The 21,700-nt window shown below is 72.1% G+C and carries 19 protein-coding genes and 2 tRNA genes; 11 read left to right on the top strand and 10 right to left on the bottom strand.

All coding sequences use genetic code 11. The features are described 5' to 3' along the window. Position 1 precedes the first annotated feature (1 nt). Entirely contained in the window at positions 2 to 1,051 is a 1,050-nt protein-coding gene (locus tag OF852_RS09340; RefSeq protein WP_271118893.1) for a lipoate--protein ligase family protein, read from the top strand. A gap of 153 nt (positions 1,052 to 1,204) precedes the next feature. Here OF852_RS09340 and OF852_RS09335 read toward each other — a convergent pair whose 3' ends face one another. The 7 genes from OF852_RS09335 to OF852_RS09305 all read right to left on the bottom strand — a co-directional run bounded on the left by OF852_RS09335 (position 1,205) and on the right by OF852_RS09305 (position 9,685). Further along, on the bottom strand, positions 1,205 to 1,495 hold the full coding sequence (locus OF852_RS09335) for a GNAT family N-acetyltransferase (RefSeq protein WP_271118892.1): 291 nt from the start codon (positions 1,493 to 1,495) through the stop codon (positions 1,205 to 1,207). 234 nt (positions 1,496 to 1,729) lie between these two features. Beyond that, the gene (locus OF852_RS09330; RefSeq protein ID WP_271118891.1) at positions 1,730 to 2,749 is read right to left on the bottom strand and encodes a LacI family DNA-binding transcriptional regulator; all 1,020 of its coding nucleotides are present in this window, start codon (positions 2,747 to 2,749) and stop codon (positions 1,730 to 1,732) included. Positions 2,750 to 2,758: 9 nt separating this feature from the next. Continuing rightward, entirely contained in the window at positions 2,759 to 4,201 is a 1,443-nt protein-coding gene (locus OF852_RS09325; RefSeq protein WP_271118890.1) for a GH1 family beta-glucosidase, read from the bottom strand. Beyond that, a complete protein-coding gene (locus OF852_RS09320) occupies positions 4,198 to 5,130 on the bottom strand; it encodes a carbohydrate ABC transporter permease (RefSeq protein ID WP_271118889.1) in 933 nt (310 codons plus the stop codon). The genes OF852_RS09325 and OF852_RS09320 overlap by 4 nt, the downstream gene beginning before the upstream one ends. Next, positions 5,127 to 6,176 (bottom strand): carbohydrate ABC transporter permease, encoded by a 1,050-nt coding sequence (locus tag OF852_RS09315; RefSeq protein ID WP_271118888.1) that lies wholly within the window; start codon positions 6,174 to 6,176, stop codon positions 5,127 to 5,129. The genes OF852_RS09320 and OF852_RS09315 overlap by 4 nt, the downstream gene beginning before the upstream one ends. 74 nt (positions 6,177 to 6,250) lie before the next feature. Continuing rightward, positions 6,251 to 7,534, bottom strand: coding sequence for an extracellular solute-binding protein (locus tag OF852_RS09310; protein ID WP_442908614.1), 1,284 nt, complete (start codon positions 7,532 to 7,534; stop codon positions 6,251 to 6,253). Between the two features lie 306 nt (positions 7,535 to 7,840). Next, a complete protein-coding gene (locus OF852_RS09305) occupies positions 7,841 to 9,685 on the bottom strand; it encodes an MDR family MFS transporter (protein WP_271121151.1) in 1,845 nt (614 codons plus the stop codon). A 245-nt stretch (positions 9,686 to 9,930) separates the two neighbouring features. Here OF852_RS09305 and OF852_RS09300 point away from each other — a divergent pair, with 245 nt between their 5' ends. Beyond that, positions 9,931 to 10,797 (top strand): M15 family metallopeptidase, encoded by an 867-nt coding sequence (locus OF852_RS09300; protein WP_271118886.1) that lies wholly within the window; start codon positions 9,931 to 9,933, stop codon positions 10,795 to 10,797. A 12-nt stretch (positions 10,798 to 10,809) separates the two neighbouring features. Here OF852_RS09300 and pgm read toward each other — a convergent pair whose 3' ends face one another. Continuing rightward, on the bottom strand, positions 10,810 to 12,435 hold the full coding sequence (gene pgm / locus OF852_RS09295) for a phosphoglucomutase (alpha-D-glucose-1,6-bisphosphate-dependent) (protein WP_271118885.1): 1,626 nt from the start codon (positions 12,433 to 12,435) through the stop codon (positions 10,810 to 10,812). A gap of 183 nt (positions 12,436 to 12,618) precedes the next feature. On the opposite strand from pgm, the gene pheA reads away from it, so the two are divergent. Genes pheA through OF852_RS09280 form a run of 3 tightly spaced genes read left to right on the top strand, consistent with a single transcriptional unit; the run spans position 12,619 to position 14,383 of the window. Then, positions 12,619 to 13,569, top strand: a complete 951-nt coding sequence (gene pheA, locus OF852_RS09290) for a prephenate dehydratase (RefSeq protein ID WP_271118884.1) — start codon at positions 12,619 to 12,621, stop codon at positions 13,567 to 13,569. Continuing rightward, positions 13,566 to 14,084, top strand: coding sequence for a hypothetical protein (locus OF852_RS09285; RefSeq protein ID WP_271118883.1), 519 nt, complete (start codon positions 13,566 to 13,568; stop codon positions 14,082 to 14,084). The genes pheA and OF852_RS09285 overlap by 4 nt, the downstream gene beginning before the upstream one ends. A gap of 2 nt (positions 14,085 to 14,086) precedes the next feature. Then, positions 14,087 to 14,383, top strand: coding sequence for a hypothetical protein (locus OF852_RS09280; protein ID WP_271118882.1), 297 nt, complete (start codon positions 14,087 to 14,089; stop codon positions 14,381 to 14,383). Here OF852_RS09280 and OF852_RS09275 read toward each other — a convergent pair. After that, a complete protein-coding gene (locus OF852_RS09275) occupies positions 14,380 to 15,423 on the bottom strand; it encodes a diacylglycerol/lipid kinase family protein (RefSeq protein ID WP_271118881.1) in 1,044 nt (347 codons plus the stop codon). The genes OF852_RS09280 and OF852_RS09275 overlap by 4 nt on opposite strands. A 41-nt stretch (positions 15,424 to 15,464) precedes the next feature. Here OF852_RS09275 and serS point away from each other — a divergent pair, with 41 nt between their 5' ends. From serS to OF852_RS09250, 5 genes are all read left to right on the top strand, one after another. Continuing rightward, complete coding sequence (gene serS, locus OF852_RS09270) at positions 15,465 to 16,730, top strand: serine--tRNA ligase (RefSeq protein WP_271118880.1); 1,266 nt, start codon at positions 15,465 to 15,467, stop codon at positions 16,728 to 16,730. Then, a complete protein-coding gene (locus OF852_RS09265) occupies positions 16,727 to 17,545 on the top strand; it encodes an HAD family hydrolase (protein WP_271118879.1) in 819 nt (272 codons plus the stop codon). The genes serS and OF852_RS09265 overlap by 4 nt, the downstream gene beginning before the upstream one ends. Before the next feature lie 74 nt (positions 17,546 to 17,619). Next, positions 17,620 to 17,704 (top strand) — tRNA-Ser (locus tag OF852_RS09260). A 58-nt stretch (positions 17,705 to 17,762) separates the two neighbouring features. After that, positions 17,763 to 19,022: an LCP family protein gene (locus OF852_RS09255; RefSeq protein ID WP_271118878.1), complete on the top strand. Its 1,260-nt coding sequence runs from the start codon at positions 17,763 to 17,765 to the stop codon at positions 19,020 to 19,022. 3 nt (positions 19,023 to 19,025) lie between these two features. Beyond that, the gene (locus OF852_RS09250; protein WP_271118877.1) at positions 19,026 to 20,291 is read left to right on the top strand and encodes an LCP family protein; all 1,266 of its coding nucleotides are present in this window, start codon (positions 19,026 to 19,028) and stop codon (positions 20,289 to 20,291) included. A gap of 19 nt (positions 20,292 to 20,310) precedes the next feature. Here OF852_RS09250 and OF852_RS09245 read toward each other — a convergent pair whose 3' ends face one another. After that, positions 20,311 to 21,375 (bottom strand): acyltransferase family protein, encoded by a 1,065-nt coding sequence (locus OF852_RS09245; protein WP_271118876.1) that lies wholly within the window; start codon positions 21,373 to 21,375, stop codon positions 20,311 to 20,313. Between the two features lie 167 nt (positions 21,376 to 21,542). Between OF852_RS09245 and OF852_RS09240 the strand changes: the two genes are divergently transcribed. Further along, positions 21,543 to 21,634, top strand: a tRNA-Ser gene (locus OF852_RS09240). The last annotated feature ends 66 nt before the right edge of the window (positions 21,635 to 21,700 follow it).

The following is a 21,700-nucleotide window of genomic DNA, read 5'->3' as shown; positions in this document are numbered from 1 at the left end:
CATGCACGGAGAGTTCAAGGTCCCCGGCGGCAAGCTCGTGGTCGTCGACCTGGAGGTCGTCGACGGCCGCATCCGCGACTTCCGCCTCGCGGGCGACTTCTTCCTCGAGCCCGACGACGCCCTCGCCGCGATCGACGCCGCCATCGAGGGCCTCCCCGCCGAGACGGATGCGCGCAAGCTGGCCGCCGCCGTCCAGGCCGCGCTGCCCGAGGGGGCGGTCCTGCTCGGCTTCGCCCCCGAATCCGTCGCGACCGCGATCCGCCGCGCCATCACGACGACGACCGACTGGTCCGACTACGAGTGGGAGCTGCTGCATCCCGGCCCGCTGCCCGCGAACATGCACCTCGCGCTCGACGAGGTCCTCACCCAGGAGGTCGGCGAGGGGCGACGCCGCCCCACCCTCCGCATCTGGGAGTGGAGCGAGCGCACCGTCGTCATCGGCAGCTTCCAGTCGGTGCGGAACGAGGTGGATGCCGTGGAGGCCGAGCGGGAGGGCTTCCGCGTCGTGCGGCGCATCTCCGGCGGCGGCGCGATGTACATCGAGCCCGGCAGCGCCGTCACCTACTCGCTCTACGTGCCGGGCGAGCTCGTGCAGGGCATGACCTTCGCCGACAGCTACGCCTACCTCGACGACTGGGTCATCCAGGCGCTGCAGGGCCTCGGCATCGACGCGGTCTACAAGCCGCTCAACGACATCTCGTCGCCCACCGGCAAGATCGGCGGCGCCGCGCAGAAGCGGCTCGGCGGCGGCGGCGTGCTCCACCACGTGACCATGTCGTACGACATGGACGGCGAGAAGATGTCGCGCGTGCTCCGCATCGGCCGCGAGAAGCTGAGCGACAAGGGCACGACGAGCGCCGCGAAGCGCGTCGACCCATTGCGCAGCCAGACCGGACTGCCGCGCGAGGAGATCATCGAGCGGATGCTCGACACGTTCCGCTCGCTCCACGGGCTCGCGCCCGGCGAGCTGACCCCCGAGGAGCTGGCCCACGCCGAGCAGCTCGTCGCCGACAAGTTCGGCACCGAGGAGTGGCTGCACCGCGTCCCCTGACGTCATAGATACGTCTCTTGCGCTCGGGACGGCGAGATGCAGTGGTCCGCAGCTCAGTCCGGGTGTCTGAACGGGCGCGGAGGGAGACGTGCACGAGGCGCGGATCCGCATCCGCCTCGGGGGAGTCGACGCGCGTCGCGGGCAGCCGGGCGGCTAGCGGTCGAGGAGCTCTCGGTAGGCGGGGTTGTCCTCGATGACGTGCGCCACGAAGGGGCAGGTCGCGATGACGCGGTCGGTGCTGTCGTCGCCGATCTCGTCGAGCGCTCGCGTGACGAGCAGCTCGCCCATGCCCTGCTCGCGCTTCTCGGGATCGATGCCGGTGTGCGTGAGCTCGATCTGCCCGGGCGCGCGCACGTAGCGCAGCTCCCCGAGCTCCTCGTCCCCGCGGAGGAGCACGAAGCGCTGCTCGGCGGGGCGGTCGACGACGGTCATCCCAGCGGCCATCCCCTTACGCTACGCGCTTCGCGCCGCGCGTGCCGCGCGTGCCGCGCGTGCCGCGCCAGGTCGGGCGCGGATTCAGGAGCGCGTTCCCGAGGGGCGCCCGGGCGGCGAGGGCGAGCCCCGGGATCCCGGCGGAGTCGTGGCCGCGGGGACGCCGAGCACGCGGTCGACTCCTGAATCCGCGCCGGGCCGCGAGCCCCGAACGGCGGGCCCGCGCGCCGAGCTGCGCTCGACGCCCTACGCGCTCTCGCGCACGACCACCTCGGTCGGCATGATGCGCGAGCGCGGCACGTCCTCGCCCGCGAGCATCCGCAGGAGCGTCCGCGCCATCTCGGCGCCCATCTCGACGGAGGGCTGTCGCACGGTCGTGATCGCGATCTCGCCGCTCAGCGCGGCCGGGCTGTCGTCGAAGCCGAGCACCGCGAGGTCCTGGGGCACGCGGAGCCCGCGCTCGCGGATCGCGCCGAGCGCGCCGACGGCCATGAGGTCGCTCGCGACGAAGACGGCGTCGATCTCGGCCTCGCGGGCGAGCAGCTCGCGCATCGCCCGTGCGCCGCCCGGCAGCGTGAAGTCGCCCTGCGCGACGAGGTCGTCGCGGAGGTCGGCCGCCCGCAGCGCGCGGCGCCAGCCCTCGAGCCGGTCGATGCCGGCGGGCATGTCGGCGGGGCCGGCGATCGTGGCGATGCGGCGGTGCCCGCGCTCAACGAGGTACGCGACGCCGGATGCGGCCGCGGCCGCGTTGTCGACGTCGACCCAGCATCCCGAGTCCGTCGCCGGGTCGAGGGGGCGGCCGCCGAACACGACCGGCATGCGCTCGCCGAGCGAGGCGAGGAAGCCGTCGCCCGTGTGATGCGAGACGACGAGCGCCCCGTCGACGTTGCCGCCGAGCAGGTACCGCACGGTCTTGTCGGAGGGGCTCTCGGGGCTCGCGAGCTGCAGGTTGAGCACGTAGTCGCTCGCCTCGAGCTCGCGCGTGATGCCCTGCACGATGGCCGCGAAGTAGGGGTCGCCGAAGAAGCGGGCGGTCGCCTCCGGCACGACGAGCGCGATCGCCATGGTGCGCCGGGCGGCGAGGGAGCGGGCGGCGCGGTTCGGCGTGTAGTCGAGCTGCTCGATCGCGAGCTGCACGGCGCGCATGACGTCGGGGCTCACCTTCGGCGAGCCGTTGACGACCCGCGACACGGTCGAGCGCGACACCCCGGCGGCGGCCGCGACCTGCTCGAGCGTCGGCGCTCCGGCGCCTGCCGTCGGGATCATGCGAGGAGTCTAGAGCGCCCGCGCGTCGATGATGCGCTGGTACTCGCGGCCGCTCCGCTTGACGGTGCGCCGCTGCGTCTCGTAGTCGACGCGCACCAGTCCGAAGCGCTTGTCGTAGCCCCAGGCCCACTCGAAGTTGTCCATGAGCGACCAGTAGAAGTAGCCGCCGACGCGGGTCCCCTGCTCGATCGCGTCGAGCACGGCGCCGAGGTGCGCCCGCAGGAACTCGGTGCGCGCGGCATCCTCGACGAAGCCGTCCGCATCCGGCCGGTCGTCGTAGGCGGCGCCGTTCTCGGTGACCATGAGCCGCACGCCCGCGGGGCCGGCGTACTCGCGGTCGAGTCGGCGGAGCAGCCGCGTGAGCCCCTCCGGCTGCACCTCCCAGTCCATCGCCGTCACGGGGAGGCCGCGGGAGTGCCAGTGCACGCCGTCGACCGCCGGGAAGGGGGTGCGCTTGGGCCGCTCGGAGGGTGCGGCGCCCGTGCTGACGACGCCGGGTGCGGGCCGCGAGCTCACCGCCTCCCCGTGGTAGTAGTTCACGCCGAGCACGTCGATGGGGCTCGAGATGGCCTCGAGGTCGCCCGGCTCGACGGGGATGCGGAGGCCGACCGCCTCGAGGTCGCGCACGACGTCCTCGGGGTACTCGCCCCGGAAGATCGGGTCGAGGAAGATCCGGTTGAGCTGCCCGTCGATGCGGCGCGCGGCGTCGAGGTCGCCGGGGGATCCCGGGTCCACGGGGTCGGCGATCGTCTGGTTGAGCGTGATCCCGAGCTCGAGCGAGGCGTCTCGGCGCCGGAGCTCGCGGATGACGAGCCCGTGCGCGAGGAGCAGGTGGTGCGCCGCGTCGACGCCCGCCTGCGGGTCCTGCCGGCCGGGTGCGTGCTCGCCGCCCGTGTAGGAGAGGAAGGAGGCGCACCACGGCTCGTTGAGGGTCGTCCAGGCGTCGATGCGGTCGCCGAGCGCGTCGTGGACGTCGCCCGCGTACTCGAGGAAGCGCTCGGCGGTCGCGCGCGAGGTCCAGCCGCCCTGCTCCTCGAGGGCCTGCGGGAGGTCCCAGTGGTAGAGCGTCAGCCAGGGCTTGATGCCTGCCTCGAGCAGCTCGTCCGTGAGCCGCGAGTAGAAGTCGAGCCCGACCCGGTTGAGCGGCCCGCCGTCGGGTCGCACCCGCGACCAGGAGGTGGAGAAGCGGTAGGTCTGCATCCCGAGCTCCGCCATCATCCGGACGTCGTCGCGGGAGCGGTGGTAGTGGTCGCAGGCGGTGTCGCCGTTGTCGGCGCCGACGACGGCGCCGGGCACGCGGCTGAAGGCGTCCCAGATGGAGTCGGTGCGGCCGTCCTCGTGGGCGGCCCCCTCGATCTGGTAGGCGGCGGTCGCGACGCCGAAGAGGAAATCCTCGGGGAAGGCACGGCGGCCGGGCGCGGTGCGGACGGGCTGGGCGAGGGTGTCGGTCATCCCTTGATGGCTCCTTGCATGATGCCGCTGACGAGCTGCTTGCCGGCGACGACGAAGAGGATCAGCAGCGGGATCGTCGAGAGGACGACGCCGGCGAGCACGATCGAGTAGTCCACGAAGTGGTTGCTCTGCAGCAGCGAGAGCGCGACCGGGAGGGTCGGGTCCTGGGGGTTGAGCACGATGAACGGCCAGAAGAAGTTCGTCCAGGTGGCGATGAAGGTGAACAGCGCGAGCATCGCGGCGGCGGGCCGCGCGGCGGGCAGCGCGACCGACCAGAAGGTGCGGATCATGGAGGCGCCGTCGACGCGGGCCGCCTCGATGAGCTCGGAGGGGAGCGCCTGCGAGAGGTACTGCGTCATCCAGAACACGCCGAAGGCGGTCACGAGCGCCGGCAGGATGACGGCCCCGATCGTGCCCTGCAGCTGCAGGTCGCGCATGACGAGGAACAGCGGCACGACGCCGAGCTGGGTCGGCACCGCCATCGTCGCGATGACGAAGACGAGCAGCGGGCGGCTGCCCCGGAACCGGAGCTTCGCGAAGGCGTAGCCGGCGAGGGTCGAGAAGAACACGACCGAGACGGAGACGACGGTCGAGACGAGGATGCTGTTCCCGATCGCCTTCCAGAAGTTCACGGCCGGGTCGTTGAGGACGGCGGCCGCGTTCGCGAGGAAGTTGCCGCCGGGCCACCACGGGATGTCGCGGCGGTTCACGGTGGAGGCGTCGCCGGATCCGATGAGGAACGACCAGTACAGCGGGAACACGCTCGCGATGAGCACCGCGATGAGGAACACGTAGGCGGGCCAGCCGGCGCGCTGCCCGTTGCGGAGGCGTCCGCGGCGCCGGGGCGCGACCGGCTCGCCGTCCTTCCGGCCGGGTCGGGCGTCGAAGCTCGCGTCGTAGGGCGCGGGGGCGAGGGGCACCTGGCTCATCGCGCGACCTCCTTCTTCCGGCGGCGGGCCCGCGGCGCATCGGCCGAGGCGATCCGCTGCGAGATCAGGTAGTTGAGGATGCCGAAGACGACGATCAGCAGGAACAGCAGCCACGCGACCGCGGCGGCCTTCCCGAAGTCGAGCTGCCCCCAGCCGAGGTTGTAGAGGTAGATGGTGATCGTCATCCACTGACCCGAGGCGCCGCCCTGGCCGTATTGGTCGAACATGCGCGGCTCGTCGAAGATCTGGAGCCCGCCGATGGTGGAGGTGATGATGACGAAGATGAGCGTCGGCCGGAGCGACGGGATCGTGACGGAGAGGAACTGGCGCAGCTTCGAGGCGCCGTCGATCTGGGCGGCCTCGTAGTAGTCGCGCGGGATCGCCTGCATGGCGGCGAGGAGGATGAGCGCGTTGTAGCCGGTCCAGCGGAAGTTGACCATGGTGGCGATCGCGAGGTGGCTGGAGAGGGTGTCGGCGTGCCAGCGGATCGGCTCGATCCCGAGGGAGGTCAGGACGTTGTTCACGACGCCGTACTGATCGCCGAACATGTTCGTGAAGATCAGCGACACCGCGACGGGCGCGACGACGTAGGGGAGCAGCACGCCCATCCGCCAGAACGTGCGGGCGCGGAGGTTCTGGTCGAGGGCCGCCGCGATGATGAGCGCGAAGATCACCTGCGGCACGCTCGAGACGAGGAAGATGCTGAAGGTGTTCCGCATCGCGAGCCAGAAGCGGTCCTGGCCGAGCACCCAGGCGAAGTTGTCGAGGCCGACGAAGTCGCCCTGGCCGCCGATGAGGTGCCACTCGTGCACCGAGACGACCGCCGTGTAGAGGAGCGGGAAGAGCCCGGTCACCGCGAAGAGGATGAAGAACGGCGAGATGTAGAGATAGGGGGAGAGCCGGAAGTCCCAGCGGGAGAGCCGCTGCGAGAAGGCGATGCGGCGGATGCGGCGGGCCTCGGCACGCGGATCGGGGCGGGGCGCGCGGCCGTCGGGGGAGCCGCCCGCGGGGGCGGCGTCGGCGCCGCGGGTGATGGTGTCGGTCATGTCTTCCTCGTCGAGTGGTGCGCGGGCCGCACGGGGGTCCATCCGTGCGGCCCGCGAGTCGTCAGGCGACCGGCCTAGCCGAGCGCCTCGACCTCCTTGACCCACTCGTTCCACGACTCGTCGACCGACTGGCTCTTGTCGACGTCGACGCGGGTGAGGGCGCGCTGCAGCGCGTCGTTGATGGGGAAGTACTTCGTGCTCTTGTAGGGCGCGACGGTCACGGCCTCCGAGCGCGAGATGAGGATCTCGCCGGTGGGCGCGTCGTTGAAGTACTCGTTGGTGGCGCTGGTCAGCTCCTCCGACTCGTAGGTGTCGACCTGGCTCGGGAAGGTGCCGGCGTTGGCGAAGGCCTGGAGCTGCACCTCGGGCGAGGTGAGCCAGGCGGCGAACTCCGTGGCGGCCTCCGCGTTCTTGCCCTGCGCCGGGACGGTCAGGTACGAGCCGCCCCAGTTGCCGCCGCCGCCCGGGAAGGTGTCGGCGATGTCCCAGCCGGTCACCTCGGGCGCCAGGCCCTCGATGACGCCGAGCATCCAGCCGGGGCAGAGCATGGTGGCGAAGTCGCCGTTCGCCATGCCCGCGTTCCAGTCCTCGCTCCACTGGCCGAGGTGCGCGGAGAGGTCCTCGCTCTCGGTGAGGACCTTCTCGAAGTTCTCCTTGATGACGGGGTTCTCGGTGGCGATGACCGAGCCGTCCTCCTTCTCGTAGGCGTACTCGACCTGGTTGATCATGCCCTGCCAGGTCGCGCCGGCGGAGTCGAAGAAGGGCTTGCCGGTGGCCTCGGTGTACTGGTGGCCGACCTCGAAGTAGGTGTCCCAGTCGCCCTCGAGGAGCGCCGCGACCTCCTCGCGGTCGCTCGGGAGGCCGGCCTCCTCGAACAGGTCCTTGCGGTAGCAGACGCCCTCCGGCCCGATGTCGGTGCCGTAGCCGATGAGGCGGCCGTCGGCGTCGGTGGCGGCGGCGCTCTTCCAGTCGACCCAGCGGCCTTCGAGCTCGGGGTCGGAGAGGTCGGAGAGGAGGTCGGAGTACTGCATCATCTCGGCGAACCAGTCGATCTCGACGGCCTCGACGTCGGCGAGGCCGGAGCCGGCGCCGAGCTTGGTGAAGAAGTTCTCGCGGGCGTCGTTGGAGGTCGCGGCCCGGTTGTGCTCGATCTTCACGTTGGGGTGCTCCTCGGTGTACTGCGCGAGGAGCTCGTCGGTGTAGCCGAAGTCGTTGAAGGTGGCGAGCGTCAGCGTGACGGGGGCGTCGGGGTCGGCCTGGCTGGAGCCGCCGGCGCAGCCGGTGGCGACGAGGGCGATGGCGGCGGCGGTCGAGACCGCCGCGGCTGCGGTGGTGCGTCGTGAACGTCTCACGGTCACTCCTTTGTGTGCGTGGATGTGGTGGTGCGGGCGCGTGGGAGCGCTCTCATGCGCGGGGCGTGGGAGCGCTCTCACGATGTTGCGCACACACTATGCAAGCGCTTCCGGCGGTGTCAATCCCCGGGTTGAAAACGTTACCGGCGGGGTGGCGGGCGCCGGCGCGATGCGGCGGAGCACCCCGCCCTCGCATGCAGCGCACCCCGCGAGTCGTCACGTTCCGCCCCCGAGCCGGCTCGGGACGGGCGGAACGCGACACCTCGCGGGGTGCGGGGTGCGGGGCGGGGGGCGGGATGCGCCCCGGTCGCGCTACCGGGGGCCCGCGCCGACCGTCGGGATGCTGTCCGTGTTCGGCGCGACGGGCGCGCCCACGAGGTCCGCCGCCCGGCGCGCCTCGACCTCGAGCTCGGCCGCGGCCGCGCGCGCCTCGGCGGCCTCCGCGACCGCCGACTTCTGGCGCAGCGGCGTCGCCTTGAGGAAGAAGCTCAGGAGGAACGCGACGAGCACGACGAGCGCCGACACCCAGAACACCGTCACGGTCGCGGTCGCGAAGCCGTCGCGGAACGGCGCGGTGAGCGCGTCCGAGGCGCCGTTGAGGAAGGAGCTGTCGGTCGCGAAGGAGCCGCCCGCACCCGAGCCGCCGCCGAATCCGCCCGCGCCCGCCTGCTGCACGATCTGGTCGACGACGCCCGCGCGCACCTGGTCGTCGGCGAGGTCGACGCCGGCCGGGAGGTTCGCGGCGACCTGCTGCGTGATCGGGCCGTAGACGCCCTCCATGATCGCGGCGTTCTCGGGAGCCTGCGCGACCGCCGGGTCGAGGGCCGCATCCAGCGCCGCGCGCAGCAGCTCGGGCTTCTGGAACGACTCCGAGATGGTCTCGGCGACCCGCGAGAAGAGCACCGAGAAGACGATCGCGACGCCCAGCGTGCCGCCCATCTGGCGGAAGAAGGTCGCGGCGCTCGTCGCGACGCCCATGTCCTTCGCCCCGACCGCGTTCTGGCTCGCGATCGTGAGGGTCTGCATGAGCTGGCCGAGGCCGAGCCCGGCGATCCCCATCCCGATCATCGTGAACCAGAGCGGCTTGTCGTAGCTCGAGAAGGTGAGGAGGAGGAACGCGCCCGAGAGCAGCCCGGTGCCGAGGATCGGGAAGACCTTGTAGCGGCCGGTGCGGGCGATGATCTGGCCGCTCGCGATCGACGAGATCATGAGGCCTCCGATCATCGGGAGCATCATCCAGCCGGCCTCGGTGGGCGTCGCGCCGTCGACGAGCTGGAGGTAGAGCGGCAGCGTCATCATCGCGCCGAACATGCCGAAGCCGACGAGCACGCTGAGGATGGTCGCCATCGAGAAGGTGGGCGAGCCGAAGAGCCCGAGCGGGATGAGGGCGTCGGCCCCCATGCGGCGCTCGACGAGGATGAAGGAGACGATGCCGATCGCGCCGAGGACGTAGCAGAGGATCGCGCCCGCGGAGCCCCAGCCCCACTCGCGGCCCTGCTCGGCGACGAGGAGGAGCGGGACGACGGCGAGCATGATCGTCGCGACGCCCCACCAGTCGATGCGCACCCGGCCGGGCGCGTGGTGCGGGATGTGGAGGAAGGCCATCACCATGATGAGCGCGCCGACGCCGATGGGGAGGTTGATCAGGAAGACCCAGCGCCAGCCGGTGATGAAGAGGATCTCGTCGGCGCCGGCGAGGAGGCCGCCGACGAGCGGCCCGATGACGCTCGAGATGCCGAAGACGGCGAGGAAGTAGCCCTGGTACTTGGCGCGCTCGCGCGGCGCGAGGATGTCGCCCATGACGGTGAGGGGGAGCGCCATGAGGCCGCCCGCGCCGACGCCCTGGAGGGCGCGCCAGGCGGCGAGCTCGATCATGGTGTTGGAGAAGGTCGCGAGGACGGAGCCGGCGAGGAAGATGACGATCGCGATGATGAAGAGCGGGCGGCGGCCGAAGAGGTCGCTGAGCTTCCCGTAGATCGGCGTCATCACGGTCGAGGTGATGAGGAACGCGGTCGTCACCCAGGCCTGCTGGTCGAGCCCGTGGAGGTCGTCGGCGATGGTGCGCATCGAGGTGCCGACGACCGTCTGGTTGAGGGACGAGAGGAACATCGCGGCCATGAGGCCGACGATGACGAGGGTGATCTGGCGGGGGGTCATCTCGCCGCCGGCCTCGGCGAGGGCGCGGGCGCGCTCCCGTCCGCTGAGGCGCTTGGTGCTGCTGGTGCTCATGGGTGCTCCGTGTCCGGTGGTTCTGGGGGTCGGGATGCGGCCGACGCACGGGAGGCCACCGGGACGCGGGTCCGACGGTGGCCTCGAGAAATTTGCGCGACGTGCAAATTTACATCTTGCGCACCCAATCGCGCAAGACGGGGCTCGTCGGCATCCCGCCGTAGGCTGACCGCATGACGTCCCCCGGCGCCGAACCCGATCCGCTGCCCTCCCGACGCGACGCCCGGATGCGCGTCACGCGCCGCGGTCGGATCGTCGGGGCCGCCGCCCTCGCGATCGTGCTCGTCGTCGCGGTCGTCGCCGTCCTCGTGCTCCTCCAGCCGCAGCCGGCGCCGCCCGCGGCGACCCCCGAGCCGACCGCGAGCGCGCCGAGTGCGACGCCGACCCCGACCGCCACGCCGACCCCGACGCCCGAGCCCGAGGAGACGTTCGACATGACGAGGAACTCCATCGACGACCCCGGCAGCTTCTGGGTCGTCGTCGACAAGCTGCGACCACTCGAGCCGCGCGACTACGCCGCTCCCGACCTCGTCGACGTCCCCGTGCCCTACGTCTACGCGCCGAAGCTGCGCAAGAAGGCGGCGGATGCGGTGGTCGCCATGTTCGCCGCCTACGAGCGGGAGACGGGGCTGCGCATGCAGTCGCAGAGCGCGTACCGCGCCTACGCGACCCAGGTGACCACCTACAACGGGTGGGTCTCGCAGCTCGGGCAGAAGGGCGCCGACCTCACGAGCGCACGGCCCGGATACAGCGAGCACCAGACCGGCCTCGCGATCGACATCAGCGCGCTCCCCGCGAACTGCGCGCTGCAGGCGTGCTTCGCCGACACCCCGCAGGGCACCTGGCTCGCCGAGAACGCCTGGAAGTGGGGCTTCATCCTCCGCTACCCGGAGGGCAAGACGAGCGTCACCGGCTACGAGTTCGAGCCCTGGCACTACCGCTACGTCGGGAAGGCGCTCGCCGCGGAGATGCGCGAGCAGGGCGTCGAGACGATGGAGGAGTTCTTCGACCTCCCCGCCGCCGCGGACTACGCCGGCTGAGCGGGAGGCTGCTCAGCCGCCGAGCGCGGCATCCACGATCGTCTTCGCCTCGGCCTGCACCTCGGCGAGGTGCTCGGGCCCGCGGAAGGACTCCGCGTAGATCTTGTAGACGTCCTCCGTTCCGGACGGGCGGGCCGCGAACCAGGCGTGCTCGGTCTCGACCTTGACGCCGCCGATCGCCGCCCCGTTGCCGGGCGCCGCCGTCAGCCGGGCGGTGATCGCATCGCCCGCGAGGGTGTCGGCCGTGATGTCGGCGCCGGACAGCCTGCCGAGGCGCGCCTTCTGCTCCTTCGTCGCCGCGGCATCCACGCGGGCGTAGGCGGGCTCGCCGAACTCGGCGGTCAGCTCCGCGTAGAGCTCCGACGGGCTCCTGCCGGTGACCGCGCGGATCTCGCCCGCGAGGAGCGCGAGGAGGATGCCGTCCTTGTCGGTGGTCCAGGTGGAGCCGTCGAGCTCGAGGAAGCTGGCCCCCGCGCTCTCCTCGCCGCCGAAGGCCACCGAGCCGTCGACGAGGCCCGGCACGAACCACTTGAAGCCGACCGGCACCTCCCACAGGCGACGGCCCAGGGAGGCGGCGACCCGGTCGATCATGGAGCTCGACACGAGCGTCTTGCCGATCGCGGCATCCGTGCGCCAGCCCTCGCGGTGCTCGGCGAGGTACCTGATCGCGACCGCGAGGTAGTGGTTCGGGTTCATGAGCCCCGCGTCGGGCGTGACGATGCCGTGCCGGTCGGCGTCGGCGTCGTTGCCGGTGACGATGTCGTACTGCTCGCGGTACCGCAGCACCGAGGCCATGGCGGAGGGCGAGGACGGGTCCATCCGGATCCTCCCGTCCCAGTCGAGCGTCATGAAGCGCCAGGTCGGGTCGACCTCCGGGTTCACGACCGTGAGGTCGAGGCCGTACCGCTCGCCGATGAGCTTCCAGTAGCCGACGCTCGCGCCGCCCAGCGGGTCGGCGCCGAGCCGGATGCCGGCCTGCTTGATCGCGCCGACGTCGATGATCGAGGCGAGGTCGGCGACGTACTCGCCGCGGAAGTCGTAGGTGTCGACCCCGCTCGGCTCGCCGCGGCGGACGTCGCGGTTCCCGCCCGCGATGAGCTCGTTCGCTCGGCCCGCGATCCAGTTCGTCGCGTCCGAGTCGGCGGGGCCGCCGTGCGGCGGGTTGTACTTGAAGCCGCCGTCGCGGGGCGGGTTGTGACTCGGGGTGATGACGATGCCGTCCGCCTGGGGGGCGCCCTCGGGGAGGCCGCGGTTGTGGCGGATGATGGCGCGGCTGAGCGCCGGGGTCGGCACGTAGTCGTCGAAGGCGTCGACGAGCGCGTGCACGCCGTTCGCCTCGAGCACCTCGAGGGCGGTCGTCTCGGCCGGGCGAGAGAGGCCGTGGGTGTCGCGGCCGATGAACAGCGGGCCCGTGATGCCCTGCTCGGCGCGGTACTCGACGATCGCCTGCGTGATCGCCGCGATGTGGGTCTCGTTGAAGGCGGTGTCGAGGCTCGAGCCGCGGTGGCCGCTCGTGCCGAAGGCGACGCGCTGCGCCGGATCCGCCGGGTCGGGCGTCCGCTCGTAGTAGGCCTCGACGAGCTCGCGCACGTCGATGAGGTCGGATTCCTGGGCGGGGGTGCCGGCGCGGTCCGTCATGGGACGATCCTGGCATCCGGGGCACCGTGCGCGCGATCCTCCCGCCGCATCCCGCACCCGCCTCCCAGTCTGTCTCGGCGGGAGGGTCTCTGACCGACACGCCGCCGCCGGGTCGCCCGTGGGCGGCGTGTCGGTCAGAAACCCTCCGCAGGCGAGCGATCTGCGGACCGCTAGGCTCGCGGCATGGCAGCCCCCGAGTCTCCCGCGGTGTACAGCTACCTGGGACCGGTCGGCACCTTCACCTGGACGGCGCTCATGCAGTCGCCGGTGTCGGAGGGGGCCGAGCTGCGCGACGTGAACAACGTCGGCGAGGCGATCGACGACGTGCTCTCGGGGCGCAGCCGCGGCGCCATGATCGCGATCGAGAACAGCGTCGAGGGCGGGGTCAGCGCGACGCAGGACGCCCTCGCGACGATTCCCGGCCTCCGCATCGTCGGCGAGGAGCTCGTGCCCGTCGACTTCGTGCTGGTCGCGCGGCCCGGCACCCGCCTCGAGGACGTCCGGACCGTCACCGCGCACCCCGTCGCCTACGCGCAGTGCCGGCTCTGGCTCGACGCCGAGCTGCCGAGCCACGGCCACCTGCCGGCGACCTCGAACGTGGCGGCCGCCGCATCCCTCCTCGAGCGCGACCTCGCGGACGCCGCGATCGCCCCGCCCGGGATCACCGAGCACTACGAGCTCGAGGTGCTCGCCGAGCACATCGGCGACAACCCCAACGCCGTCACCCGCTTCGTGCTCGTCGAGCGCGAGGGCGCCGTGCCGGAGCGCACCGGGGCCGACAAGACGAGCGTCATCGTCGAGCTCCCGAGCGAGGCGCCCGGCTCGCTGCTCGAGATGCTCGAGCAGTTCGCGACGCGCGGCGTCAACATGAGCCTCCTCGAGTCGCGTCCCATCGGCGACGCCCTCGGGCGCTACCGCTTCGTCATCGACCTCGACGGGCACGTGCGCGACGAGCGGGTGGCGGACGCGCTGCTCGGCCTCAAGCGCTTCAGCCCGGGCGTCACCTTCCTCGGCTCCTACCCGCGAGCCGACCGCGAGCCGGTCGTCGTCGACGACCGCTACCGCGACGAGGTCTTCATCGACGCGCGCGACTGGCTGCGCGAGCTGCTGAGCGGGGAGGCCGGGCGGGCATGAGCGGACCGGACGGCGTGGATCGACGCTACGACCCGAGATTCCAGCGGGGATTCCAGGGCGGCGATCCGGGTGCCGAGGCGGCCCCGCAGCCCGCCGTGCCGCCGACCGCGCAGCCCGATGCCCAGCCCGCCGTCCGGGCGCCGGAGCCGATCCGCGTGAGCGCGGCGCCCATCGCATCCGATCGCCCGTCCGCCGCCGAGCCGCGCGGACGCGAGCCGGAGCCCGAGCCGGAAGAGCTCCCGCGGGAGTCGATCTGGCGGAACCCCTACCTCGTCGCGATGCCGATCCTCAGCGCTGCGATCATCGCCTTCGGCTCCTGGTGCGTCTGGCTGATCGCCGAGCAGCAGCGCCTGTGGAGCTCCGGCGGCGGCGAGGTCGACCTGGACGACGGCTTCGCGCGCTTCGTCGAGACCCTCGGCTACACGGGCGCCGGCTCGCTCCTCGCGGCGGGCGCCACCGGCCTCCTCCTCACGCTCGTCACGGCGGCCGTGCTGCACCGGCGCGACCGGGCCTGACCGTGCTCCTCGGGCGCTCGGCGATCGCCGCCGCCTGGGCCGCGGCGCTCGCCCTGCTCGCCCTCGCCGCGACGCTCGCGGTCGGGGTGCTCGACCGGCAGCGGCGGCTCGTCGAGCTGTACCAGCGGGCGGAGGACGGTGTCACCGGCGGGGCCGTCGACACGATCGGCCGCGAGCTGGATGCGATCTCCGCCGCCTCCGACCTCCTGACGGGGCTCTTCGGCGGCGCGCTGCTCGCCGGAGCGCTCGCCCTGCTCGGCGCGCTCATGCTGCACGCGCTGCGCCGCGCCGCGAGCTAGGTCTGCGGCTGCGCCGCGTCGGCGGGCTCCTCGGTGTGGCGCGGGCTGTCGATCGTGCGGCCCTCGGGGATGCGGACCCGCAGCGCGAGCGGATCGACCGTCGTGCGGAAGGCGATGACCTCGCCGAACACGTCGCCGTCGAGCTCGAACTCGTCGGGCCGGTCGAGCCGGGCCGTGAAGGTCGCGCCCTTGAGGTAGCGCAGCGTGCGCACCTCCTTCGTGAGCCCGATGAGCTTGCGCCCGACCTGGCTGCGGCGGAGCACCCCGTTCTCCCAGATGATCTTCGTCCAGATCTGCACCCAGCCGATGAAGCCCTCCGGCCGCAGCGCGACGATGTCGAAGAACCCGTCGTCGACCGCCGCCTCGGGCAGCAGCAGGATGTTGCCGGGCAGCGAGCCGCAGTTGCCGACCATGAGGGTGTGGACGCCCATGCCGCGCACCGGCTGGTCGTCGATCTCGTAGCGGACCCGGATGCGGTCCCGGTCGCGCAGGGACTTGATGATCGCGTCGACGTAGGCGAGCCAGCCGACCTTCTTCTTGAGCTCCGGGTTCGTGTTGACGACCATCTGGGCGTCGATGCCGATGCCCGCCATCACGAGGAAGGCGTGCTCCTCGCGCGTGCCGTCCTCGCGCTCGAGCCGCGCGATCCCGAGGTCGATGCGCTCGTCGTGGCCGGTGAAGGCGGTCTCGACGGAGCCCTCGATGTGGTCGAGATCCAGGTTCAGGTTGCGGGCCAGGAGGTTGCCGGTGCCCGAGGGGAGGAGCGCGAGGGCGGTGTCGGCGTCGCGCAGCGCCTCGGCGACCGCGCGCACCGTGCCGTCGCCGCCCGCCGCGATCACGACGTCCACGCCGGCGTCGACGGCCTCCCGCGTCTGCCCGCCGCCCGGGTCCTCCTCGCTCGTCTCGAGCCAGAGGGTCTCGGCCCAGCCGTGCTCGCGCTCGGCCCGGCCGACCGCGGCGCGCACCGCATCCTGATCGATCTTGATCGGGTTGTAGACGACGGCGGCGCGGCGTGCTCCGCGGGTCTCGGGGGCGGCCATGGCACCACCGTAGGGCATGTGCCGCCCGTAGGATGGGGCGCGTGATCGACCCTCAGCTGCTTCGCGACAACCCCGACGCCGTGAGGGCCTCGCAGGCCTCCCGCGGCGAGTCGACCGAGCTGGTGGATGCGGCGCTCGACGCCGACGCCGCGCGCCGTCAGGCGATCTCCGAGTTCGAGGCCCTCCGCGCCGAGCAGAACGCCTTCGGCAAGACGGTCGCGAGGGCGAGCAAGGAGGAGAAGCCGGCGCTCATCGCGCAGGTGCAGGAGCTCGCCGAGCGGGTCAAGGCGGCCCAGCAGCGCAGCGGGGAGGCGGAGGCCGAGTTCGAGCGCCTCGCGCGGGGCATCGGCAACATCGTCCTCGACGGGGTGCCGGCCGGCGGCGAGGACGACTACGTCGTGCTCAAGCACGTCGGCGAGGTGCCCGCCTTCGACTTCGAGCCGCGCGACCACCTGGAGCTCGGCGAGAAGCTCGACGCGATCGACATGCCGCGCGGCACCAAGGTCTCGGGCGCCCGCTTCCACTATCTCAAGGGCATCGGCGCGCGCCTCGAGCTCGCGATCATGAACCTCGGCCTCGACCGGGCGCTCGCCGCGGGCTTCACGCCGCTCATCACGCCGACGCTCGTGCGCCCCGACATCATGGCGGGCACCGGCTTCCTCGGCGCCCACGCCGACGAGATCTACCGCCTCGAGGCCGACGACCTCTACCTCACGGGCACGAGCGAGGTGGCGCTCGCCGGCTACCACAAGGACGAGATCCTCGACCTCTCCGCCGGTCCCCTCCGCTACGCCGGCTGGTCGACCTGCTATCGCCGCGAGGCGGGCTCGCACGGCCGCGACACCCGCGGCATCATCCGCGTGCACCAGTTCCAGAAGCTGGAGATGTTCAGCTACGTGGAGCCGGCGACGGCCGTCGAGGAGCACGAGCGGATGCTCGCCATGCAGGAGGGGATGCTGCAGTCGCTGGGCCTGAGCTATCGCGTCATCGACACGGCGGCCGGCGACCTCGGCTCGAGCGCCGCGCGCAAGTACGACGTCGAGGCCTGGGTGCCGACGCAGGGCGCCTACCGCGAGCTCACCTCCACCTCGAACTGCACCACCTTCCAGGCGCGCCGCCTCGACACCCGTCACCGCACGGAGAGCGGGAAGACCGCGCCCGTGGCGACCCTCAACGGCACGCTCGCGACGACGCGCTGGCTGGTCGCGATCCTCGAGACCCATCAGCAGGCGGACGGCTCGGTGGTCGTGCCGGAGGCGCTGCGCCCGTACCTCGGCGGCCTCGCCGTGCTCGAGCCCGTCCGATGACGGCCGCGCGCCGGGCGCTCGTCGCGCTCGACATCGACGGCACGGTGCTCCACGAGGACGGGACGCTCTCGGACGCGGTGCGCGAGCAGATCCTGCGGGTCCGGGATGCGGGGGTCGAGGTGACCCTCGCGACCGGCCGCTCCGTCTCCATGACGCTGCCGGTCGTGGCGCGGCTCGGCATCCAGCCGGAGTACGTGGTGTGCTCGAACGGCGCCATCACGATGCGCCGGGACGAGACCGCCGAGGACGGCTACGCGCGCTGGCACGTCGAGACGTTCGACCCGACCCAGGTGCTCACCACCATCCACGAGAACCTCGAGGGCGCGAGCTACGCGGTCGAGGACGAGCACGGCGCGTACCGCTTCGAGGGCCGGTTCCCGGAGGGCGCGCTCGGCACCACGAGCGAGCAGGTGTCCTTCGAGGAGCTGCTGCGCACGGGGGCGACGCGCGTCGTCGTCATCTCTCCCGAGCACGACACCGAGGAGTTCCTCCAGGTCGTCGAGCGCATGGGCCTCCACCAGGTCAGCTACAACATCGGCTGGACCGCCTGGCTCGACATCGCGCCCGACGGCGTCAACAAGGGGACCGCGCTCGAGCGGGTCGCCGAGGAGCTCGGCGCGGACCGGGATGCGGTGGTCGTCATGGGCGACGGGCGGAACGACATCGACATGTTCGGCTGGGCGGTCCGCGGCGGCGGCACGGCGGTCGCGATGGGCCAGGCGCCGCCCGAGGTCGTCGAGGCCTCGAGCGAGCAGACCTCCACCGACCTCGAGGACGGCGTCGCGGCGGCGCTGCGCCGCCTCTTCCCCGGCTGACGCGCCGAGCTGACGGAATCCCAGGTCCCTCCAGGGTTGCCGGGCGACCCTCGGTTATGATCGAGGCTCCGTCGGGAGGGCTGTCCGAGCGGCCGATGGAGCTGGTCTTGAAAACCAGTGGGCAGCAATGCCTCGTGGGTTCGAATCCCACGCCCTCCGCGTATCCGACCCGACCCGCCCGCCTGAGCCGGCGAGCACGAGCCAGGGAGAACCCCGCATGAGCGAGCTGACGCGGGACCGCGCGAACCGCGCGCCCAAGCCGCCGAGCGTGGCCCGCCACGGGCGTCTGCCCCGGCGCGGCGCGGGGCGCACGATCGCGGCGCTCGTGTCGAGCACGCTCGCGGTCCTGCTCGTCGGGGGCGGCTCCGTCGGCGCGATCTGGGCCTGGCAGTTCCAGACCGGGATCGCGGACGAGGCGGTCGCGATCAACGAGGACGGCGAGGTCGCGGTCCCGCCGACGATCGGCGCGTACGAGGGCGGCTTCAACATGCTCGTCGTCGGCAGCGACGCCGACTCGGATCGCGAGAGCGTCCTCAACGACGTCAACATCCTCATCCACGTCTCCGCCGACCAGACGAACGCGGTCGCCGTGAGCCTGCCGCGCGATCTCGTCGTGCCCTTCCCGTCCTGCAAGCGCTCCGACGGGACGGAGAGCTCGCCCATGGCCGGGCGCCCCATCAACGAGGCGCTGTACTACGGCGGCCTCGCCTGCGCCGTGAAGGTCGTGGAGGGCGTCAGCGGCGTCGACATCCAGTTCGCCGGCATGATCACCTTCGACGGCGTCGTGAAGATGTCGAACGCGATCGGGGGCGTCGACGTCTGCGTCGCGCAGGACATCGACGACTCGTACACGGGCCTTCATCTCAAGGCCGGGGTGCACACCTTGAAGGGCCGGAACGCGATGCTCTTCCTCCGCACCCGGCACGGGGTCGGCGACGGCTCCGACCTCACCCGCATCAGCTCGCAGCAGGTGTTCCTCTCCTCGCTGCTGCGCAAGGTGAAGAGCGAGGACACGCTCACCGACCCGGGCAAGCTGTTCAAGCTGGCGGGCGCCGCGCAGAAGAACATGACCCTGTCGAAGGAGCTCGCGAGCCTCGACACGATGGTCGCGATGGCGCAGGCCCTCAACAACATCGGCCTCGACCGCATCACCTTCGCGCAGTTCCCGGGCACGACGGGCGTCGGCGGCATCTACGAGGGCAAGGTCGCCCCCATCCAGGCGCAGGCGGACGCCCTCTTCGCGGCCATCCGCAACGACCAGCCGATCGCGTTCGAGACGGCGGGCGACGACCGCGGCTCGACGGCCGACCCGAACGCCACGGAGGAGCCCGAGCCCGATCCCGAGCCGTCGGCGACGCCCGGCACGGGCGAGACCGCCTCGCCGAGCCCGACGAAGAAGCCCGGCAAGGACCCGGTCACGATCCCCAGCCTGCGCGGCCAGACGGCAGCGCAGCAGACCTGCTCGGTCGGGCGGTAGGCCGTGGCCGACGAGCAGGCACGTCCCCGCACCCGCCGGGAGGCGCGGGAGGCCGCGCCCGCCCGACCCGCGGGGCTCGCGCGTCACGGCCGCCTCGCCCCGCGCCGCGCGATCCGCGGGGTGCTCGCGCTCGTGGCCTCGACGCTCGCCGTCGCCCTCGTCGCGAGCGGCTCGGTCGCGGCGATCGCCGGCTGGCAGCTCCAGCAGAACATCGCCGGCGGCGTCGACCTCGACCCCGACGGCGGCGAGCCGATCGTGCCGCCGACCATCGGGGCCTACCCCGGCGGCTTCAACATGCTCCTCGTCGGCAGCGACGCGGACGCGGCGACGCGCGACTCGGTCCTCAACGACGTCAACATCCTCGTCCACGTCTCCGCCGACCAGACGAACGCGGTCGCGGTGAGCATCCCCCGCGACCTCATCACGCCCTTCCCGCCCTGCAAGCGCGAGGACGGCACGATGTCGAGCGCGCTCTCGGGGGCGCAGATCAACGAGGCGCTCCTCTACGGCGGGCTCGGCTGCGCCGTGACGGTCGTCGAGAGCATCACCGGCCTCGACATCCAGTTCGCGGGCATGATCACCTTCAGCGGGGTCATCAAGATGTCGAACGCCATCGGCGGCGTCGACGTCTGCGTCGCGCAGGACATCGACGACTCGTACACGGGCCTCCACCTCGCCAAGGGCACCCACACGCTCAAGGGCAGCCAGGCGCTCAAGTACCTCCGCAGCCGGCACGGCGTCGGCAACGGCTCCGACCTGACGCGCATCAGCTCGCAGCAGGTCTACCTCTCTGCGCTGCTGCGCAAGCTCAAGAGCGACGAGACCCTCACGGATGTCGGCAAGCTCTTCTCGCTCGCGAACGCGGCGACGAAGAACATGGAGCTCTCGAAGCAGCTCTCGAATCTCGACACCATGGTCGCGATGGCGAAGGCGCTCGACAACATCGACCTCTCGCGGATCACGTTCGTGCAGTACCCGACGACGTATCTCACGGGTGCGCAGGCGGGACGCGTCACGACGAACGTGCCGAAGGCGCAGGAGCTGTTCGCCGCGATCAAGGCCGACAAGGGCGTCAAGCTCGACAAGGCCGGCGACGACGAGGGCTCGACCGCCGACCCGAACGCGACGAAGACGCCGAAGCCGGATCCGTCCGGCTCGGCGAGCGCGGACCCGGAGGCGAGCGAGCAGCCGGACGACTCGGCCGTCGTCGGCGGCGTCTCGGGCCAGGACGCCTCGCAGTCGACCTGCTCGGTCGGCTTCGGCGGCTAGTCTTCCCCGCCCTCCGGGCTCAGCGGCGCTGCGCGCTCGGCGTCCGCCGCATCCACGGGAGGCGGTCCTTCGCGCGCATCGCCGGCGCCTCGACGAGGTGCCAGCTCAGCAGGGCGAGCACCGCGCTCACCAGGGTGACGAGGCCGATGCCGGCCCACACCGGCATCCCCGGGCTCAGGTGGAGCAGCGTCTGCTGCACCGGGAACGCCCACAGGTACATGCCGTAGGAGAGGTCGCCGAAGCGCGCCGCGCGTCGCGCGACCGGCGTCGAGGCGAGACCCGCCGCGACGATCACGAGGGGGAGGGCGACCCAGCTGAGCAGGCGGCCCGCCTCCGGCAGGAGCGCGCTCGCCACCGCCCACAGCCCGAGCGCGAGGAGCGCGGGCAGCGGGCCGAGGAGGCGGCGCGGCGCGAAGCGGAGGAGCGCGCCGGCGCCGAAGTAGACGAGGACGTCGGCGGCGGAGGACACGTCGGCGTCGGCGACGCGGAGGTCGAGCATCGAGATCGCGGCGGCCGCGATCGCCGCCGCCGCGATCGCGCCCGGGCGCGCGCGGGCCGGGACGAGCGCCAGCAGCGCGACCGCGAGGTAGCAGAGGAACTCGACGCGGAGGGTCCAGAGCGAGCCGTTCACCGCATCCGGGTACGGCAGCTCGGTGAAGACCCCGGGCAGCTCGTACTGCGGCACGACGGGCACGAGGTTCGCGAGGTACGCCCAGGTCGCGCCGCTCGAGAGGTACTCGCCGAGCGGCAGCGTCGAGACGAGCGGGCCGAGCAGGAAGGCGCAGACGAGCGTCACCGGCACGAGGGCGGGGAGGATGCGGGCCGCCCGGCTGGTCGCGTAGACCGCGAGGGCCGGCCGCCGCATCCAGCTCCCCATGATGAGGAAGCCGCTGATCGCGAAGAAGATCGCGACGCCGAGCGTGTGCAGCGCGAGACCGAAGGCGTAGGGCGTGCGCCCGGGCTCCCCGTGGAGCACGAAGCCGTGGCCGACGATGACGAGGACCGCGCCGAGGAGCCGCAGCGCGTCGAAGTCGTTGCCGTGACGGCCGCCCGCGGATGTCGGCTCGGGCGGGTGGGAGGTCACGGTCACCCAGTATCCCGGATGGCGCCTGCGCGCCTGCGGATCGGTTCGGCGGGGTGCCGTGCAGAGCTGCGGACATCCGGGTCGAGAGGGCTCCGATCCGCGCCGGATCGCCCGGATGTCCGCAGATCGGCACGGCGCGCGGAGTGTGGCAAGATAGCCGGGTACTTGGAGACGTCGCATAGTCCGGTCGAGTGCACCACCCTGCTAAGGTGGAGTCCCCGCAAGGGGACCGCGGGTTCAAATCCCGCCGTCTCCGCCACACGCGAAGCCCCTGGTCTCCAGGGGCTTTCGTCGTTTCCGGGGGGAGTCGGCGCGGGGCCGGCGC

It is taken from the genome of Homoserinibacter sp. YIM 151385, from assembly GCF_027912415.1.
Classification (GTDB): Bacteria; Actinomycetota; Actinomycetes; order Actinomycetales; family Microbacteriaceae; genus Schumannella.
Note: the sequence above shows the minus strand (reverse complement) of the source record. Positions and strands in the feature narration are given on the sequence as shown.

Excerpts from the sequence above, each read along its gene's own strand:
- OF852_RS09275 (WP_271118881.1), bottom strand. The coding sequence starts at position 15,423 with ATGGCCGCCCCCGAGACCCGCGGAGCACGCCGCGCCGCCGTCGTCTAC.
- pgm (WP_271118885.1), bottom strand. The coding sequence starts at position 12,435 with ATGACGGACCGCGCCGGCACCCCCGCCCAGGAATCCGACCTCATCGAC.
- OF852_RS09255 (WP_271118878.1), top strand. The coding sequence starts at position 17,763 with ATGAGCGAGCTGACGCGGGACCGCGCGAACCGCGCGCCCAAGCCGCCG.
- pheA (WP_271118884.1), top strand. The coding sequence starts at position 12,619 with ATGGCAGCCCCCGAGTCTCCCGCGGTGTACAGCTACCTGGGACCGGTC.
- OF852_RS09265 (WP_271118879.1), top strand. The coding sequence starts at position 16,727 with ATGACGGCCGCGCGCCGGGCGCTCGTCGCGCTCGACATCGACGGCACG.
- OF852_RS09285 (WP_271118883.1), top strand. The coding sequence starts at position 13,566 with ATGAGCGGACCGGACGGCGTGGATCGACGCTACGACCCGAGATTCCAG.
- OF852_RS09305 (WP_271121151.1), bottom strand. The coding sequence starts at position 9,685 with ATGACCCCCCGCCAGATCACCCTCGTCATCGTCGGCCTCATGGCCGCG.
- OF852_RS09300 (WP_271118886.1), top strand. The coding sequence starts at position 9,931 with ATGACGTCCCCCGGCGCCGAACCCGATCCGCTGCCCTCCCGACGCGAC.
- OF852_RS09330 (WP_271118891.1), bottom strand. The coding sequence starts at position 2,749 with ATGATCCCGACGGCAGGCGCCGGAGCGCCGACGCTCGAGCAGGTCGCG.
- OF852_RS09340 (WP_271118893.1), top strand. The coding sequence starts at position 2 with ATGCACGGAGAGTTCAAGGTCCCCGGCGGCAAGCTCGTGGTCGTCGAC.
- OF852_RS09325 (WP_271118890.1), bottom strand. The coding sequence starts at position 4,201 with ATGACCGACACCCTCGCCCAGCCCGTCCGCACCGCGCCCGGCCGCCGT.
- OF852_RS09315 (WP_271118888.1), bottom strand. The coding sequence starts at position 6,176 with ATGACCGACACCATCACCCGCGGCGCCGACGCCGCCCCCGCGGGCGGC.
- OF852_RS09320 (WP_271118889.1), bottom strand. The coding sequence starts at position 5,130 with ATGAGCCAGGTGCCCCTCGCCCCCGCGCCCTACGACGCGAGCTTCGAC.
- OF852_RS09335 (WP_271118892.1), bottom strand. The coding sequence starts at position 1,495 with ATGGCCGCTGGGATGACCGTCGTCGACCGCCCCGCCGAGCAGCGCTTC.